Raw genomic sequence first — 15015 nt, 5'->3', positions numbered from 1 at the left:
ATGCTTCGGTCGCGCGACGCTTTCCGTCAAACGCCGAGACGGCGACGCACGACTTCGTCGAAAATCGCGACGCCGATCGGTGCCACGTCGTCGTTGAAGTCGTATTCGGGGTGATGGCACATGTGACCGCCCTGCCCGAGAAAGAAATAACAACCGGGCCGCGCCTCGAGAAAGCGCGCGACATCGTCACCCGCCATCAACGGTGCCACGTCGGTCAGCACGTTCGCCGCGCCGACCACGGTCTCGGCGGCTGCCATGACACATCGCGCCGGAGCTTCCGCATTGATCGTGGCCGGCGTGCCGTGAGAAATGTCGAGATCGATCGCGCATCCGTGCGATAGCGCAACGCCGTCGCAGATCTCTCGCATGCGCCGATGCACGCGTTCGCGCGCCAGCGGCGACAGCGCGCGCGTGGTGCCTTGCAGCGACGCGCGATCGGGAATGACGTTCGCCGTCGCCCCCGCAACGAACTGGCAGATGCTCAGCACCGCGCTGTCGAGCGGATCGATCGCGCGGCTGACGACGGTCTGCAATGCAGTGACGAGCAACGCGCCGATGGCGATCGGATCGACGCTACGATGCGGCGTTCCGCCATGACTGCCGGTGCCGCGAATCTCGATCGAGAAAAAATCGACCGCGGCAAGCTGCGATCCGACGCGCACCCCGATCTTGCCCGGTTCGAGCTGCGGATGGTTGTGCAACCCGTAGATTTCGTCGAACGGGAAACGCGCGAGCAACTGATCGTCGAGCATCGCCTGACTGCCTTTGACGATTTCCTCGGCCGGCTGGAATACCAGCACGACCCGCCCCTTGAACTGGCGATGGCCGGCCAGCAGCTTCGCCGCGCCGAGCAGGATCGCGGTGTGTCCATCGTGACCGCAGCCATGAAACAGTCCGTGATGGACCGAGCGATAAACCGGCCGGCCTTCCTCCTGGATCGGCAGCGCATCCATGTCGGCGCGCAACGCAATCGTGGGGCCCGGCCCGCCGTTACCGTCGATCACGCCCACCACGCCGGTGCGGCCGATTCCGGTATGCGTATCGATGCCGAACGAGCGCAGCAACTCCGCGACGAACGCTGCCGTGCCGGTTTCCTGAAACGCGATTTCCGGACGACTGTGAATCTGTCGACGCCACGCTTTCATGTCCTCGGACAGTGCGGCGACGGGTGTACTGATCTGCATGGAACGATTCCTCGGGGATTGCTGCCGCGCGGCAAGCGCGACGTGGCTGAATGAACCTGTCGAACAAGGCTCGACGTTCGCCCGATTCTAGAAATCGCAAAATGTGCGGTCCAATGCAAAGTTTCGGCATTTCCTATGCAGAGAGCACATAGGCACGCAACGACACCGGCGGATTGGTCGGCCGCCATGCGCAGCGATCTCTGTGAGCGCAAATGCAGTCGCCAGATCAGATAGCCGCCGAATTGGTAGACACGCTACCTTGAGGGGGTAGTGGCGAAAGCTGTGCGAGTTCGAGTCTCGCCGTCGGCACCAGAACACGGTTGCGCCGTGTTTCGGGCACGTTAAAAGAACCGCGACAGCGCAAGGCTTCGCGGTTCTTTTTATTGCATCGGCAAGCCGGGCCGATGCGTGGACCGGCGCGTCATCGAAGAACGAGACGCGGCTGGCGGCCGGCGTCGCGCCATCGATGCGCGAAACGGCGGCCCGGACACGTGATGCGCGCCCGCCAACACGGCGTCGCAGGCCGCGTCCGACGGCGATCCGGTTGAATTGTTCGAGTGAATGGAATCAGATTGCGGTTTTCGGCTCGCGGACTGCTCGCACGAACGTGACGCGCCAGCATCCAGCCGCCGCCAGCGACAACCCGATCGCCACGAAGATCGCGACACGCACGCCTGCGCCCGGGGTCTGCGCGGTGCTCATCAGCGCGCCGAAGATCGCCACGCCGAATGCGGAGCCGCTTTGCCTGCTCGCATTGAGTGCGCCAGCCGCGATGCCCGCACGGCTCTTCTCGACGGCGCCCATCATCGCGACCGTGACGGCCGCCTGCAACGCCGGTTGGCGGCGGTAGCGGCCGGCGGCTGTCGGCTGCGGAGCAATTGCTGCTTTCGCTTGCGCGTGTCGGTGTCGATTTATCCAATCCGCAGTTCGAACAGGCAATCAACGATTGCGTAGCCAACCTCCAATCAGGCTGATCGGCCAATTTCCATGTACGGCCAAGAGCGACCATTCCACGATCACGCGTTTATACTCCCAGACACAGCAATCTGCGTGATACGACAAGGCCAAATGAAAACGAGAGAATTGTTGATCGCTTCGCTAGGAGCGTTGGTGTTGACTCAACCTTCACTATCCTTCTCGCAAAACATCAACGGGAAAAATCTCTATATACAAAGATGCGCGATGTGCCATGGCGCAGATATCAAGGGCACCGGACCATTGGCCAAGAAAAGCAATCCTGCCACGCCTGACCTCACAACTGCTGCGTTCAAAAAGCGACTCCGTGATTATCCAGGCGTCATTGTTTCATCGGTAATACTTCGTCCGAACGGGGACCTGATTCCGAGAACTTTGAGGGAGAACGGCGTAAAGCTTGCGCCGCACTCCTGGACCGTTCAGGATTTTCGCGATCTGAATAACTACATGAGTGACGTGATTTCCAAAAGCCGATGATTCCGTGTTGACCGTCTGACCGCGATGGGTCGGGTACTGTCGGATTCGGAAGCATCATCGGCAGAGCGCATTGCCGGCTCATCGTCGGGCCGGGTTCGGCCCAGACCGTGTCAGAACGTGCATGGGGCTACCGTTGTTCCTCTTCTGATCTGAACTGAAAATGTTGCCACTCTACAAGTTTGTCCTCGGCCCGATTCTGGTGATACAGGCACGCAGGCTAAGGCGAACGGCGCTACGCCTACCGGAGGCAGCAGGGCCTCGTTGCGGGAGTGAAGGCTCGCGAGAGGCCCTGCAACCGGCCTTGCGAATTCTGGTTGTCGGTGACTCGTCGGCGGCAGGAGTGGGGGTCGACGATCAGGTACAGGCATTAGCGCAACCGGTTGCCAAAATGCTGGCTATCAAACTGGGCAGGCCCGTTACATGGCAACTGGTGGCAAAGTCGGGTGTCAACACTGAAGAGTCTCTAGCGCTATTAAGGCAGAGCGAATTACAGCCGGCGGACTTTCTCGTGACCGCATTGGGTACTAACGATGTAACGTCGCAACGTTCGCCACGCCAGTTCCTGCAAGACTATCGGCGACTGGTTGAAGAAGTCCGCCGTCGCACCGGCGCATTTGGTCTGGTAGCAACAGGGCTACCGCCATTACGAATTCTGCCAGCGGCGCAGCACCCGCTGCGCTGGTACCTGGGCCGATATGCCGCGTCTCTGGACCGCACGCTGCGGCGGTGGATTAGCAAGGACGCTGCCGCGCGCTATATATCGCTTGATTGGGCAGCAAAGCCGCTCGAGATGGCCCGTGATCGATTTCACCCCGGGGCTGGGCAATATCGCTGTTGGGCTGAGCTCGTCAGCGAGCAGATCGTGGATTTACTGGTTAAGGATTCTGGGCCAGTGGTCGATCTGGGCATGTGCAACGTAAAGCTTGAACGTCCGCTGTAGAGGAAAGCGACTGGCTGAATCCGCCGTCGGCTACGGCCGACCGCGTCGGGCGGCAGTCGGCCACAAACGGCCGTTCGACACAGCTTTTTAGACCGTCGACAATCGGTGCAGATAAGGGCGTGGTCTTTAGCGGTTACCGTCGATCAGATCGTTCAGCAGCGCATCGAACGCGGCCTGTGCGTCTTCAAGTTCCTGCAGGGCGGCATCAAAGGTTTGCAGCGCGAACGGCGAAGGCTCGCCGCTGCCTTGCGGCGGAAATTGCTTCTGCATCGAGGCGAACGCACTCTGCACGCGCAGCGTGGCGGCCACCATGCGCTCCATCGCCTGGGTTTCTTCGGCTCGGGCCTGTTCCGGATTCATTCCTCTCTCCTTGGATGGTTTTCTATCCCCGTGCAGGGACACGTCTGGTGAGCGTAGAAGTATGCGTAGATTGGTTCGCTAGGCCCCGTCAGATAAGGTGCAGGTACTGCTGCATCATTGGGATGACGGGTGCAGCTGCGGCAGCGGGTTACGTGCTCATGTGACCGGGAAAAGTTGCTTTGGCAGCCCGAGTTTATCAGCGGCCTGAGCGGGACCGCTCGAAGTTCGCCATTCGGCCAGTTGCAGGTGTTGGGAATCGGCAGCGACGAGTGACCCGTCCTAGCTCCTGTGCGTACGCTTCTTGCTATTTTCAACTTCCGCCAGAATTCGCTGGCCTACCGCGCCGAAAAAGCGCAGACCTGTAGAGCAACCGTTAATACGTAATGTGACCGTGCGTGAAAAGAACATATCTCTTTGTGAAGCATTTATGACATCCCAAGGTATACAGATCGTGGGAAGTCGCAAGTTCAAAGGAAAGCTGGGTCGGACCCATAAGTATTGAGGATAGAGTTCAACGGCCACGGTAAATCTTGTCCATTTTGCTCGACACGAAACCCAGCGATAGGAGCCATTGGAGATTTGCCTTTCGCTCGGGGCGGCCCGCCTCGTCTCGTACGGCTCAAGATACTTCCAACCGGACAGCCGCCGCATAGCCTCAAGCCAAGAGCCAAAGAAAACAATCGCGACGAAGAAAAATCGGACGGTATCGAGCATATTTCGTGGAGTTAGGATGGCCGAGTTTGCCAGTGCGACTGCCCGAGTTTACCAGCAGGCCGCACGGTATCGCTCGAAGATCGCCGTTCGGCCAGTTGCCGGAGATCACGACCGATTGAATCCGCTGCCACTTTCGGGCGTTCGTGGCAGCCACGTAAATCACCGACCATGAGAGCTGCGCCGGTCCCAACCTGCGAACGTTCGTGATTTACGAATACGACCTTAAGGTAATATTGCCTCGTCTTACCGGCTCTCTCCGAGAGAGAGCCGACGTTACAAAGAGCGGTGCGCAGATTCGCAAAAGACATCCAGCCTGAAGGTAGGATTTTGTATCCTGGTAACTACAACATGAGGCGTTAATGAGTAACCACATTCCCTCCTTCATCGTTGCTGCGACATGTGCCTTCCCGGGCGTCCATGCGCTGGCTGCGGACCCGGACTGCACGGGGCTTGATCGTTGGCCTACTAGTATGGCATTCGTAAAGCTTAAGAACGCAGGGCTAACCGACAACGACAAACTCGACTTCAACAAGACCACGACGGTTCGACTCGCATCGGAATGAATTGGAAATGACTTGTACAGTCAAGTTCATCACGTCATCTTCACTGAAAAAAGTGGTGAGACGATAGAGGTCATCACTGCAAGCGATGCATCGAGTGAAGAATGCTCTATGTCAGATGTCGAGGTGTTCGTGATCTCAAGACGGCTTGATGGGAAATAACGCCTACGCCCTTTGCACCCACGTTCCTAATAATGAAAATGATCGTCGACTCATTCCAAATAATAGGTCGCTACTTTGGGCTATGGCTTGTCGCCATTTTCTGCTCGTCAACGGCCGTAGGTGATACACGAGTTTGTACAGCAGAGGAGGCTCAGAAGGCAGAAGCTGCTGCTGCAGTTGGTAGGTCGTGGAAGCAGTTGCATCTACGATTTGTACAATATGCACATTGTGACGATGGTGCCATTTCGGAAGGTTTCAGCGATTCAATTACTCTTTTGCTTGCCGATCACTGGGAAACTATTCGACAGATTGAACCCATCATCGCGTCAGATCCAGCTTTCCGTAAATTCATTATCCGGCATATTGACGAAACTGTGCCTGCAGACCGATTGCAGCAGATCGCTAGAAATGCGGGAAACCAATGTCCTCGAAATATAAATAGCCTTTGTCAAGATATTAGAGCAGCGGCCATGAAATAGCCCTACGAACATCCATGCATAAAAAAATGAGGCTGCGCGCAGGATGGCAACCCGGCATCACGCCCGACCAGTATTAGTGGGTGTCCCCAGAGGGCATGTGGCAGATCGAACAACCGTTTTCGGGAATTGTGTCAGACCGCTCAGGGTCGGCTACGGCCGACCGCGCCGGGCGGCAGTCGGCCATAATGCGCCATTCATCTGCACGCTTCCACCGACGGTCGAATGTCGATGCCGCGCGGGACAGCGGACTTGCGCGACCGAGAGATATCGAATGAGTCGCAAGCCGATTCGCCAGGCTCGAGGGAACCACCAATCTGGAGATCATGAGTGTCTTTCCATGACGTTGTGTCGCATCCATTCACGTTAGTGAGTCACGGTCAGCTTGGCGCCGCGTGCGTGCTTTTCGTCTTCTACGCGGTCATTCTCGTCTGTATCGCCAGAGCATTGTTCGAGATCGCCAACTTTGCTGGAGTGAAGACACAGACCGGGAGTGCTCAGATCATAGCAAAGCGAATTGTGCCCGCTCATTGGGAGTGGCAAACCCGTGGGCGCTATTTTACGCGTGCATATGTGGAGGAATACGAGATACTGGAATTAATTATCAATGGCCGAGAGATGACGTATCGACCGATTCCGTGGATTATGGAGCGAACGACAGCAAATACGACGGAACCAGTCCAGTTCAAAGCTGCACGATTCAACAGCAAAGTACAGATCATAAAGTTCAAGTACCTTTAGCTGGGTAGAACATCCCATCAAGATGGCGGCTGCCCCGCATACTTACTTACGAGTTTAGGCGCATCTCCCAACGACCGCCGCTCTCGAGAGCACCCAAGGTCGGCTCCGGGTCGCGTGCCGGTGGTCGCCGACGGGCAGAAGCCGGCCACGAAGCGATGTTCGCCCATGACTTCGCGCCGTCACTCAGACGTCGGCTCTATGCGGCAACCGATCGTACGGTTGCCGCCAAGGCTTTTATAGTGGTACGTTGCCATGAAGCCAGCGGGGCTGACGCGGTAGTCACATGGAAGACTCCGCCGGCGGCTCGAACCAAAAAAGATCGGGGGCAAGCAGCATATGGACTTTTTCGAGAATGTCGTCGTCGAATATCTTCGTGCAGATCGATCCGTCTTCGTGAATACGCAATGCTGCATCCAGCTCAATGAAGGACGCAATCCCGATACGTCAGGCCCGCACTGGTACTGCGACGCCGTTGCCGTGGATTTTCGTTCCCGCTCCGTGTTCCTTTGCGAAATTACGTTTGCAAAACCGCCCACGGGCCTACTGAAGCGCCTTGTAGGCTGGCACGAAAACTGGGATGGACTGCTTCAGGCGCTGCGCCGTGATTGCGCTATACCCGCCGATTTTCCGGTTAGGCCCTGGATTTTCGTTCCGGAGGCGCTAATCGGCACCATTGTTGACGCGCTGAAAAAGTTTGAGCTTAGCTATGGTACTGACGTACCGGTGCCGAGGATCACGACTCTGGAAATGACCAGTCCGTGGCTCTATCCATCCTGGAACCGTGTAGGCGAAGCCGCGAAGCCATCATCGATTCCCGAACACATGCGATAAGTGCGCGCAAATTGAACGGCGCCCGATCATCGAGACCCTGTGCATGGAGTACCGCCATGTCCGTCAAGAGTTTGAAAAAAGAGCCAGAGATTCCGGCGCACATGGATGACTACGAGCCGATCGAGATCGTGCCGCAGTGCCTGAGTTGCAGTCACTGGCATGGGCCAGTCGATGCGCAAACCTGTGACGCATTCCCGAACGGCATTCCCGCACCGATCACGATGAACGAAGTGATCCACGACAGCGAGTACCCGGGTGATCACGGCATCCTGTATGAGCCGAAGGCTTAGGCAGGTTGGATGGCTCAGTGTGGCAGCACATTGAGCCATCCTCAAGTTTTCCAAAACTTTGCTCAATCGAATGGCTGGTATCGAGTGCGAAACCAGTCACTCATCGACCACACAATGAGCGGCTGAATCAGATGGCGGATTCAACCGATCGAGTGCGACGTGTTGCCGAATCGGCCCAAAGCATGTGAGATATTTGTGATTGCGTTTGGGGTCTCGAAAGCCGCGGATACGACGTTCGCATTCACGCGTCGGCTGTGGCAGTTAACGCCCTGGCAGTCAGTCGTACTGTCGCGGCAGTCGGCGAGCACCTGGCGCAAGCGGGCATTTGAGAATGGCTTGACACCCGCCGGGCGACGGTCAAATGACCGTTTCGCTCTTATACGTGCCCTCGGAACGCCGACGGCTGCAATGCCTGCAACGGGTCGGCATCGGCCAGTCCTGAAAAGATCGAGCGTAGGTCGTGGCGTAGCTTCGTGTGCCGATCCCTATCAGACAAGGCACAGGTACTGCTGAATCAGCATTCCCCCTCACCATCAGAAAACGGCGCATCGCTCGACCGATCACCCACACGCCCTACCCCGCCCTCACAGCACCGGCAACACTGCCCGAATATGCTCCGCAAACGCCCCCGTCAGATGCGACGGCCGCTTCCGGTCGAACCGCAGCGTAATGCCGACCGCCGGCAGCGGCGGCAATCCGCGATCGCCGGCGAGGATCGCGAGATCCGCGGGCACCGCCGTCTGCGTCATCACCGCAAACGCCTGCCCCGAACGCACCAGCGCGGTCAGCCCCGCGAGGCTGCTGCTCGCATACGCGACGCGATAATCGCGGCCGGCGCGATGCAGCGCCTCACAGGCCGCAATATGATCGAGCGTATCGGGATCGGACAGCGCGAGCGGCAACGGATCGAACCGCGCCGCATCGAGCCCCGGATAGCCGATCCAGACCAGTTGCTCGCGGCGGATGAAGTCACCGTCCGAACCATCGTCCGGCACGGACACCATCGCCAGATCGACCGCGCGCTTGTCGAGCTGTTCGAGCAGCCGCGGCGTCGGCCCGCACACGACCTCGACGATCGCCTGCGGATGCTGGCTCGAGAACTGCCGCAGCAGCGACGGCAGGAACACGCCCGCGTAATCGTCCGGACAGCCGAACCGGATCGTGCCCGACAACCCGGTGTCGCACAGATCGGCCATCGCCTCGTCGTGCTGCCGCAGGATGCGCTGTGCATGCACGAGCAGCCGCTCGCCGGGATGCGTGAGCAGCACGCCGCGGCCGGTGCGCTGGAACAGCGGCTGGTCGACGCTTTCCTCGAGCCGCCGCATCTGCTGGCTGAGCGCGGATTGCGTGCGGCCGACCCGCGCCGCCGCGCGGCTGAGCGAGCGCACCTCGGCGATGACGACGAACGAGCGCAGCAGGTCGATTTCGAGCGAACGTGCCAAGGTATTAGCTCCTTTTCTACCTTGCATAAGAACTATTCGTTTCCATAAAACCAGACCGGCGCCTAGACTGCAAGCGATCCTTGGCCCTTGTCCGGAGAAGCCCGATGTCCCTGAACGACGACGCAACCTTCTGGCACAACGCCAGGCAGCACCTGATCCGCTACGGCGGCACGTTCGAGCCGATGATCATCGAGCGCGCGCAAGGCAGCTTCGTCTACGACGCGGACGGCCGCGCGATCCTCGATTTCACGTCGGGCCAGATGAGCGCGGTGCTCGGGCACAGCCATCCGGAGATCGTCTCCGTCATCAACGAATACGCGGGCAAGCTCGATCACCTGTTCAGCGGGATGCTGTCGCGCCCCGTCGTCGACCTCGCGACTCGCCTCGCCGACCTCACGCCGCCCGGGCTCGATCGCGCGCTGCTGCTGAGCACCGGCGCGGAATCGAACGAAGCGGCGATCCGGATGGCGAAGCTCGTCACCGGAAAGTACGAGATCGTCGGCTTCGCGCAGTCGTGGCACGGGATGACGGGCGCGGCGGCATCCGCCACTTACAGCGCCGGCCGCAAGGGCGTCGGCCCGGCCGCCGTCGGTTCGTTCGCGATTCCGGCGCCGTTCACGTACCGGCCGCGCTTCGAGCGCAACGGCACTTATGACTATCTCGCCGAACTCGACTACGCATTCGACCTGATCGATCGCCAGTCGAGCGGCAACCTCGCCGCGTTCATCGCGGAGCCGATCCTCAGCTCGGGCGGCATCATCGAACTGCCGGAAGGCTACATGGCGGCGCTCAAGCGCAAGTGCGAGGAGCGCGGGATGCTGCTGATCCTCGACGAAGCGCAAACCGGCGTCGGGCGCACCGGCACGATGTTCGCGTGCCAGCGCGACGGCGTGACGCCCGACCTCCTCACGCTGTCGAAGACGCTCGGCGCGGGGCTGCCGCTCGCGGCGGTCGTCACGTCCGCGCGGATCGAGGAACGCGCGCACGAACTCGGCTACCTGTTCTACACGACGCACGTGTCGGACCCGCTGCCGGCCGCGGTCGGCCTGCGCGTGCTCGACGTGGTGCAGCGCGACGGCCTCGTTCAGCGGGCGAACGTGATGGGCGACCGGCTGCGGCGCGGGCTGCTCGACCTGATGGAGCGCTTCGACTGCATCGGCGACGTGCGCGGACGCGGCCTGCTGCTCGGCGTCGAGATCGTCAAGGACCGGCAGACGAAGGAACCGGCGGACGGCCTTGGCGCGAAGATCACGCGCGAATGCATGAACCTCGGGCTCAGCATGAACATCGTGCAGTTGCCGGGCATGGGCGGCGTGTTCCGGATCGCGCCGCCGCTGACGGTGAGCGAAGCGGAAATCGATCTCGGGCTGTCGCTGCTGGAACAGGCGATCGCACGCGCGCTGTAACCCCGCCGCCCGTCGCTGCCGCACGAAGCGCGTACGATCTGCGTACACTATCCGGCAGGCAACGACCACGGGCAGCGAGGCGAGCGATGGCGAGCGCGGCAAACGACAACGGCACGAACGAACACTGGCTCGTCGCGCGCCGCGATCCGGAAACGGGAATCGAAAGCCTGCGCGCGCATTTCAGCGGGCATGCGTACGATCCGCACGATCACGACGACATGCTGATCGGCTTCACGGAACAAGGCGTGCAGCGTTTCCAGTGTCATCGGTCGCTGCACACGAGCGTGCCGGGCCGCGCGATCCTGATCGAGCCGGGCGCGCTGCACGACGGCCATGCACCGGAAGCCGGCGGCTTCACCTACTCGATGCTGTACCTGCCGCAGGCGTGGGTCGAACGTGCGGCACGCCGAATCGATCTTCCCGGCCTGAGCGGCGTCGAAGCCGCGTTCGGCCATACGCTCGTCGACGATCGCAGCCTCGTCGACGCGATCCGCCACGCGTTTCTCGCGATCCACGGCAACGAAGGCAAGCTCGCGCGCGACCAGACGCTCGACCGTCTCCTCACGCGCCTCGGCGGTCAGTTGCGCGATTCGGTCGCGGCAAGCGCCGACACGAGCACGGGCACCGTGCCGCCGGCGATCGTGCGCGTGCGCGACCTGCTGCACGCGCATCTGGACGGCAACCTCGGCCTCGACGAACTCGCCGACCTGGCCGGCACCGATCGCTTCCGGCTCACGCGGCAGTTCCAGCGCGCATACGGGACGTCGCCGCACGCGTACCTTGTTCGCCTGCGCCTGCGCGCGGCGCGCCGGCTGCTCGCGGCGGGCCGCACGCCGGCGCAGGTCGCCGCGGACGTCGGCTTCGCCGACCAGAGTCACCTCGGCCGCTGGTTCCGCCGCGCGTACCGGATGACGCCGGCCGCCTATCGGCGGATGTGCACAAACGTTCCAGACTGATCGCGCCGGCTATCCGATCATGAGCGCTTCAACGAGGAGCACTCATGTTCGATACGAAAGTGGCATTGATCGTGCGCGACGATCTCGCGGCGTGGCAGAAACTCAATGTGGTCGCATTTCTCGCGACGGGCGTCGCGGCCGGCGCGCCCGAAGCGCTCGGCGAGCCTTACGAGGATGCGGCCGGGAATCGCTACGGCCGCATGTTCGGCCAGCCGATGCTGGTGTTCGCGGCCGATCTCGACGGCCTGCAGGCCGCGCATCGGCACGCGCTGTCGCGCGAAGTCAGGATCGTGCCGTACGTGCGCGCGATGTTCTCGACCGGGCACGACGCGGCCAATCGCGAAGTGTTTCGCGCCGGGGACGCGACGAATCTCGATCTGGTCGGCCTTGCATTGCACGGGCCGAAGAAGGCCGTGGATAAAGCCGTGAAGGGTCTGGCGTTGCACGCGTGAACCCGGCGTCCGGCTCACTGCCGCGGGCCGCTTCCATGCCTGCCCGCCGCGTCCGGCCGAACCGTTCGCCGTGCTTGCTGGCGAGCCACACGCCGAGCGCGACGACGACGATGCCGAGATAGGTCGTCACCGGAATCCGGTCGCCGAACATCCACGCGGCCCAGGTCAGCGTCACGGGCGGTTCGAGATAGACGAGCGTCGCCACGCGCGTCGCGGGCATGCGCTTGAGCAGCGCCCATAACGTCAGGTAAGCCATGAACGTCGAGAACACCGTCAGCCACACGACGGACAACCAGACGTTCGGCTGCGTCGGCACATGCAGATCGCCGGTGACGAGCCCGCATGCCGCGAACAGCACGAGGCTCACGCACCCCTGCACGAACAGCGGCAGAAACAACCCGTCCTCGTTGCTGCGCGCCGTCGTGAGCGCGCGCCGCCGCTGATAGATCGTCGCGATCGACAGCCCCAGCGCGGACACCAGCGGCAGCATGTACATCACGATGCCGACCGATTCGGTCGGCAGCGCGTATTGCCCGCCGATCACGATGCCGACGCCGATGAATCCGAGCACGAGCCCGGCCCACTGGCGCGCGCCGCTGCGCTCGCTGCCTTCGAACGTCGTCATCGCCGCCGTGATGAGCGGCTGCAACGCCGCGACGATCGCCGCGATGCCCGGCGGCAGCCCATGCTGGATCGCGACGTAGACGCAGGCCAGGTAGAGAAACTGCGACAGAAAGCCGATCACCGCGTGATAGCGGATCTTCTCCAGCGTCAGGCGCCCGAGCCGCCTGTTGAGGACGATCGCCAGACAGAGCGTGACGAGCAGAAAACGCCAGAACAGCAGGTTGAACGCACCGGCCGTCTCCGCGCCGAGCTTGGCGCCGATGAAGCCGGAACTCCACGACAACACGAACACGAGCTGGATCAGGAAAAGCTGCATCGGAACGTCGCCCCTCAGAACGTGACCGTGGATGTGCGCGCGTCGCCCAGGTCTTCGAACCGGATCGGTTCGAGACCGAGGCGAAGGTACTGCATCGCCGCGTCGTCGCGAAGGCTGCGTTGCAGTGCCAGCCAGTTGACGACCGTGCGCGGGATACCGTCGTCCGACGAGAGATGCCAGAAGCCGTTGTCGTCCTCACGCGTGTATGGGCAATGAAACGACAGCACCAGCGACATGCGCCGCCCTGCCTCGACCGGTTCGACGCCATGGAACAGCTTGCTGCCGTAGATCAGCAGCGCGTCGCCCGCCTGGCTCAAATCCGCCGTCTTCACATGCGCGCGTTCGCGATCGTGCCGATCGAACGTCTCGGCAGTCGATTCGTAGAACAGAAAGTTTCCGCCCTCGTATTCGGATCGATCCGACAGCACGATGTTCAGCACGAAACTGGTGCCGTCGGTGTGCCACATGCCGACCTGTTCCTTGTCGTCGCGCTCGCGCGTCGGGTAGTAATAGTTGAACTGCGAGCGCGCATTGATCATCGGATACGGAATCAACGGCGCGCCGGCCAGACGCGACAGCCGCAGCAGGAACGCGCGGTCGTGCATCATCGCGTCGATGAAGCGCGAACGGTTCGTCACCGCACGCACCCGCTTCGAGATGATCCAGTTGCTGTGCGACGCGCTGCGTTCCAGCGTGCGGCCGATCTCGCGCAGCGCGTGAACCGCTTCGTCGGAGAACAACCCGCGCAGGCTGCACACCGCGTTGAGCGCGTTCGACTGCGTGCCGCGCATCGGCACGTCGCGATAGCCGAGATCGTCGAGGTTGCGGCGATACCGCACCTGATAGCCGTCGCGCAGGAAGCCGCTCGTCCAGCGCATCCGTTCCGCAACGGTAACCGTGTCGTCTGCGACATTCGCGTCGCCGGCCAGCGAGGTCCGCAGCGCAAGCCTCACCCGATCGAACCCGCGCGCAAACACCGGCAGTGCATTTCCCTTGTTCATCGCGTGCCTCGCTCGCGTCGTTGCGGCCCCGGGGCGCTAGCCCTTGAACTGCGCAATCTGGTACACGACGCTGCCGTCCCCGCTGCGCAGCTCGTCGATCACCCGGCAGTTGCCGTGACTGCTGCGCACGTGGCGGAATTGCTCGGGCGTGTATTTCAGGCAGACGTTGGTGATCAGATGCCCGTGGACGCCCGCCTTCGATACCGGCTGCAGCGTAACCGCAACGTGGAACTGATCGCCCAGCAGGTTCAGCCGGACGATCGACACGTCATGCTCGCCGTGCGGCTCGAAGCCCTGCTGCCGGCTGACGACTTCGGAGAACCGCACCATGTTCTCGTTGCGGTAGAAATCGTAGATGTGCGCTTCGCGGCCTTCGACGAACAGTTGCATCTCCGACACCACGTAGGTCGACTTGCCGCCGAGATTGCGGATCAGCCGGCCGATCGTCACCGGCAACTCGTTGCCTTCCTGGAACCCGAGCATCGTGATGAAGGTCATGTCCTGGCCCAGATCGATGTGGTTCCACTGCACGTTCCGGTAGTCGTCGGCGATGTAGTTGAAACAGCCGGGTGTCTTCAGGAACGGCATGATCGCGTCGCGCATCGCGTGTTCCGACGACTCGTTGATGTCGACCGCCGTGTAGCGCAGATGGTCCGGCCCGCCACCGCTGACGCCCTTCATCAGTTCGGTCGTCTTGACCGGCTCGGGCCCGAGTTCGATGTAGTGAACATGGCGGCCGCGCGACAACGTGGCGAGACGCTCGCTCAACGCACCGATCGCTTCCCGCAACGATCCTTTTCCGTTGCGATCCGCACATAATGCAGGACTCCGAACCCCCAATTCGTTCAGGTTCCGCATCAAGGAGAAGACTTCACGCCCCGCCTCGCGTTGCCGCGCGGCATCGTCCGTGCGCTGCAACGTCGAATACTTCTCGTGATTCTCGACCGTCCATACCGACTCCGCCTTCAGCTTCCTGTCCCGCACCAATCCACTACAAAATCATTGATAGACATGAATCGTTCCCCGGGATACGTGTCACGCTCGATCGAATGCCTGCCGTTGTCTGCCTGTTGACCCGAGGATAGGGAGGCGCAATAATTCCGTCAAT

Annotated in this window: 14 protein-coding genes, 1 tRNA gene and 2 pseudogenes; 10 read left to right on the top strand and 7 right to left on the bottom strand. The window is 61.4% G+C overall.

All coding sequences use genetic code 11. The features are described 5' to 3' along the window. Window positions 1-26 precede the first annotated feature (26 nt). Window positions 27-1184 (bottom strand): M20 aminoacylase family protein, encoded by a 1158-nt coding sequence (locus tag U5A56_RS10975; RefSeq protein WP_321922270.1) that lies wholly within the window; start codon window positions 1182-1184, stop codon window positions 27-29. Between the two features lie 233 nt (window positions 1185-1417). Here U5A56_RS10975 and U5A56_RS10970 point away from each other — a divergent pair. Beyond that, a tRNA-OTHER gene (locus U5A56_RS10970) sits at window positions 1418-1496 on the top strand. A gap of 255 nt (window positions 1497-1751) precedes the next feature. Here U5A56_RS10970 and U5A56_RS10965 read toward each other — a convergent pair. After that, window positions 1752-2015, bottom strand: coding sequence for a hypothetical protein (locus U5A56_RS10965; protein ID WP_321922269.1), 264 nt, complete (start codon window positions 2013-2015; stop codon window positions 1752-1754). 237 nt (window positions 2016-2252) lie between these two features. Between U5A56_RS10965 and U5A56_RS10960 the strand changes: the two genes are divergently transcribed. Then, window positions 2253-2636, top strand: a complete 384-nt coding sequence (locus tag U5A56_RS10960; RefSeq protein ID WP_321798600.1) for a cytochrome c — start codon at window positions 2253-2255, stop codon at window positions 2634-2636. A 301-nt stretch (window positions 2637-2937) separates the two neighbouring features. Then, complete coding sequence (locus U5A56_RS10955; RefSeq protein WP_235879238.1) at window positions 2938-3576, top strand: SGNH/GDSL hydrolase family protein; 639 nt, start codon at window positions 2938-2940, stop codon at window positions 3574-3576. Between the two features lie 126 nt (window positions 3577-3702). On the opposite strand, the gene U5A56_RS10950 is transcribed toward U5A56_RS10955, so the two are convergent. Continuing rightward, window positions 3703-3936: a hypothetical protein gene (locus U5A56_RS10950; protein WP_321819656.1), complete on the bottom strand. Its 234-nt coding sequence runs from the start codon at window positions 3934-3936 to the stop codon at window positions 3703-3705. 1468 nt (window positions 3937-5404) lie between these two features. On the opposite strand from U5A56_RS10950, the gene U5A56_RS10945 reads away from it, so the two are divergent. The 4 genes from U5A56_RS10945 (at window position 5405) to U5A56_RS10930 (ending at window position 7710) form a co-directional block, all read left to right on the top strand. After that, complete coding sequence (locus U5A56_RS10945) at window positions 5405-5851, top strand: hypothetical protein (protein ID WP_321922266.1); 447 nt, start codon at window positions 5405-5407, stop codon at window positions 5849-5851. 327 nt (window positions 5852-6178) lie between these two features. Further along, entirely contained in the window at window positions 6179-6589 is a 411-nt protein-coding gene (locus U5A56_RS10940; protein ID WP_321922264.1) for a hypothetical protein, read from the top strand. Between the two features lie 336 nt (window positions 6590-6925). Beyond that, window positions 6926-7420, top strand: coding sequence for a hypothetical protein (locus U5A56_RS10935; RefSeq protein ID WP_321922262.1), 495 nt, complete (start codon window positions 6926-6928; stop codon window positions 7418-7420). A 56-nt stretch (window positions 7421-7476) separates the two neighbouring features. Then, window positions 7477-7710 carry a hypothetical protein gene (locus tag U5A56_RS10930; RefSeq protein ID WP_321922261.1) on the top strand — a complete coding sequence of 78 codons (234 nt, stop codon included), beginning with the start codon at window positions 7477-7479 and terminating at the stop codon, window positions 7708-7710. Between the two features lie 584 nt (window positions 7711-8294). On the opposite strand, the gene U5A56_RS10920 is transcribed toward U5A56_RS10930, so the two are convergent. Next, a complete protein-coding gene (locus tag U5A56_RS10920; protein WP_321922259.1) occupies window positions 8295-9179 on the bottom strand; it encodes a LysR family transcriptional regulator in 885 nt (294 codons plus the stop codon). Window positions 9180-9256: 77 nt separating this feature from the next. Here U5A56_RS10920 and U5A56_RS10915 point away from each other — a divergent pair, with 77 nt between their 5' ends. The 3 genes from U5A56_RS10915 to U5A56_RS10905 all read left to right on the top strand — a co-directional run bounded on the left by U5A56_RS10915 (window position 9257) and on the right by U5A56_RS10905 (window position 11966). Then, window positions 9257-10558 (top strand): aspartate aminotransferase family protein, encoded by a 1302-nt coding sequence (locus U5A56_RS10915; RefSeq protein WP_321812415.1) that lies wholly within the window; start codon window positions 9257-9259, stop codon window positions 10556-10558. A gap of 86 nt (window positions 10559-10644) precedes the next feature. After that, complete coding sequence (locus U5A56_RS10910; RefSeq protein ID WP_321922256.1) at window positions 10645-11514, top strand: AraC family transcriptional regulator; 870 nt, start codon at window positions 10645-10647, stop codon at window positions 11512-11514. Window positions 11515-11558: 44 nt separating this feature from the next. Next, window positions 11559-11966, top strand: a complete 408-nt coding sequence (locus U5A56_RS10905; protein WP_124485251.1) for a DUF2000 family protein — start codon at window positions 11559-11561, stop codon at window positions 11964-11966. A gap of 136 nt (window positions 11967-12102) precedes the next feature. Here U5A56_RS10905 and U5A56_RS10900 read toward each other — a convergent pair. From U5A56_RS10900 to U5A56_RS10890, 3 genes and pseudogenes are all read right to left on the bottom strand, one after another. Beyond that, window positions 12103-12906 (bottom strand): annotated as a pseudogene (locus U5A56_RS10900) (DMT family transporter); the annotation flags it as partial. 14 nt (window positions 12907-12920) lie between these two features. Further along, on the bottom strand, window positions 12921-13907 hold the full coding sequence (locus U5A56_RS10895; protein WP_321922254.1) for a 2OG-Fe(II) oxygenase: 987 nt from the start codon (window positions 13905-13907) through the stop codon (window positions 12921-12923). Window positions 13908-13943: 36 nt separating this feature from the next. Beyond that, window positions 13944-14920, bottom strand: a pseudogene (locus U5A56_RS10890) (hypothetical protein). Between the last annotated feature and the right edge of the window lie 95 nt (window positions 14921-15015).

The sequence above is a fragment of the Burkholderia sp. BCC1998 genome (genome assembly GCF_905339875.1).
Lineage (GTDB): Bacteria > Pseudomonadota > Gammaproteobacteria > Burkholderiales > Burkholderiaceae > Burkholderia.
The sequence above is the reverse complement of the archived record's forward strand: the minus strand, read 5'-3'. Positions and strand labels throughout refer to the sequence as shown.

Coding starts and splice junctions, on each gene's coding strand:
- U5A56_RS10960 (WP_321798600.1), top strand. CDS start 2,253: ATGAAAACGAGAGAATTGTTGATCGCTTCGCTAGGAGCGTTGGTGTTG.
- U5A56_RS10895 (WP_321922254.1), bottom strand. CDS start 13,907: ATGAACAAGGGAAATGCACTGCCGGTGTTTGCGCGCGGGTTCGATCGG.
- U5A56_RS10905 (WP_124485251.1), top strand. CDS start 11,559: ATGTTCGATACGAAAGTGGCATTGATCGTGCGCGACGATCTCGCGGCG.
- U5A56_RS10930 (WP_321922261.1), top strand. CDS start 7,477: ATGTCCGTCAAGAGTTTGAAAAAAGAGCCAGAGATTCCGGCGCACATG.
- U5A56_RS10975 (WP_321922270.1), bottom strand. CDS start 1,184: ATGCAGATCAGTACACCCGTCGCCGCACTGTCCGAGGACATGAAAGCG.
- U5A56_RS10920 (WP_321922259.1), bottom strand. CDS start 9,179: ATGCAAGGTAGAAAAGGAGCTAATACCTTGGCACGTTCGCTCGAAATC.
- U5A56_RS10950 (WP_321819656.1), bottom strand. CDS start 3,936: ATGAATCCGGAACAGGCCCGAGCCGAAGAAACCCAGGCGATGGAGCGC.
- U5A56_RS10910 (WP_321922256.1), top strand. CDS start 10,645: ATGGCGAGCGCGGCAAACGACAACGGCACGAACGAACACTGGCTCGTC.
- U5A56_RS10915 (WP_321812415.1), top strand. CDS start 9,257: ATGTCCCTGAACGACGACGCAACCTTCTGGCACAACGCCAGGCAGCAC.
- U5A56_RS10935 (WP_321922262.1), top strand. CDS start 6,926: ATGGACTTTTTCGAGAATGTCGTCGTCGAATATCTTCGTGCAGATCGA.
- U5A56_RS10945 (WP_321922266.1), top strand. CDS start 5,405: ATGAAAATGATCGTCGACTCATTCCAAATAATAGGTCGCTACTTTGGG.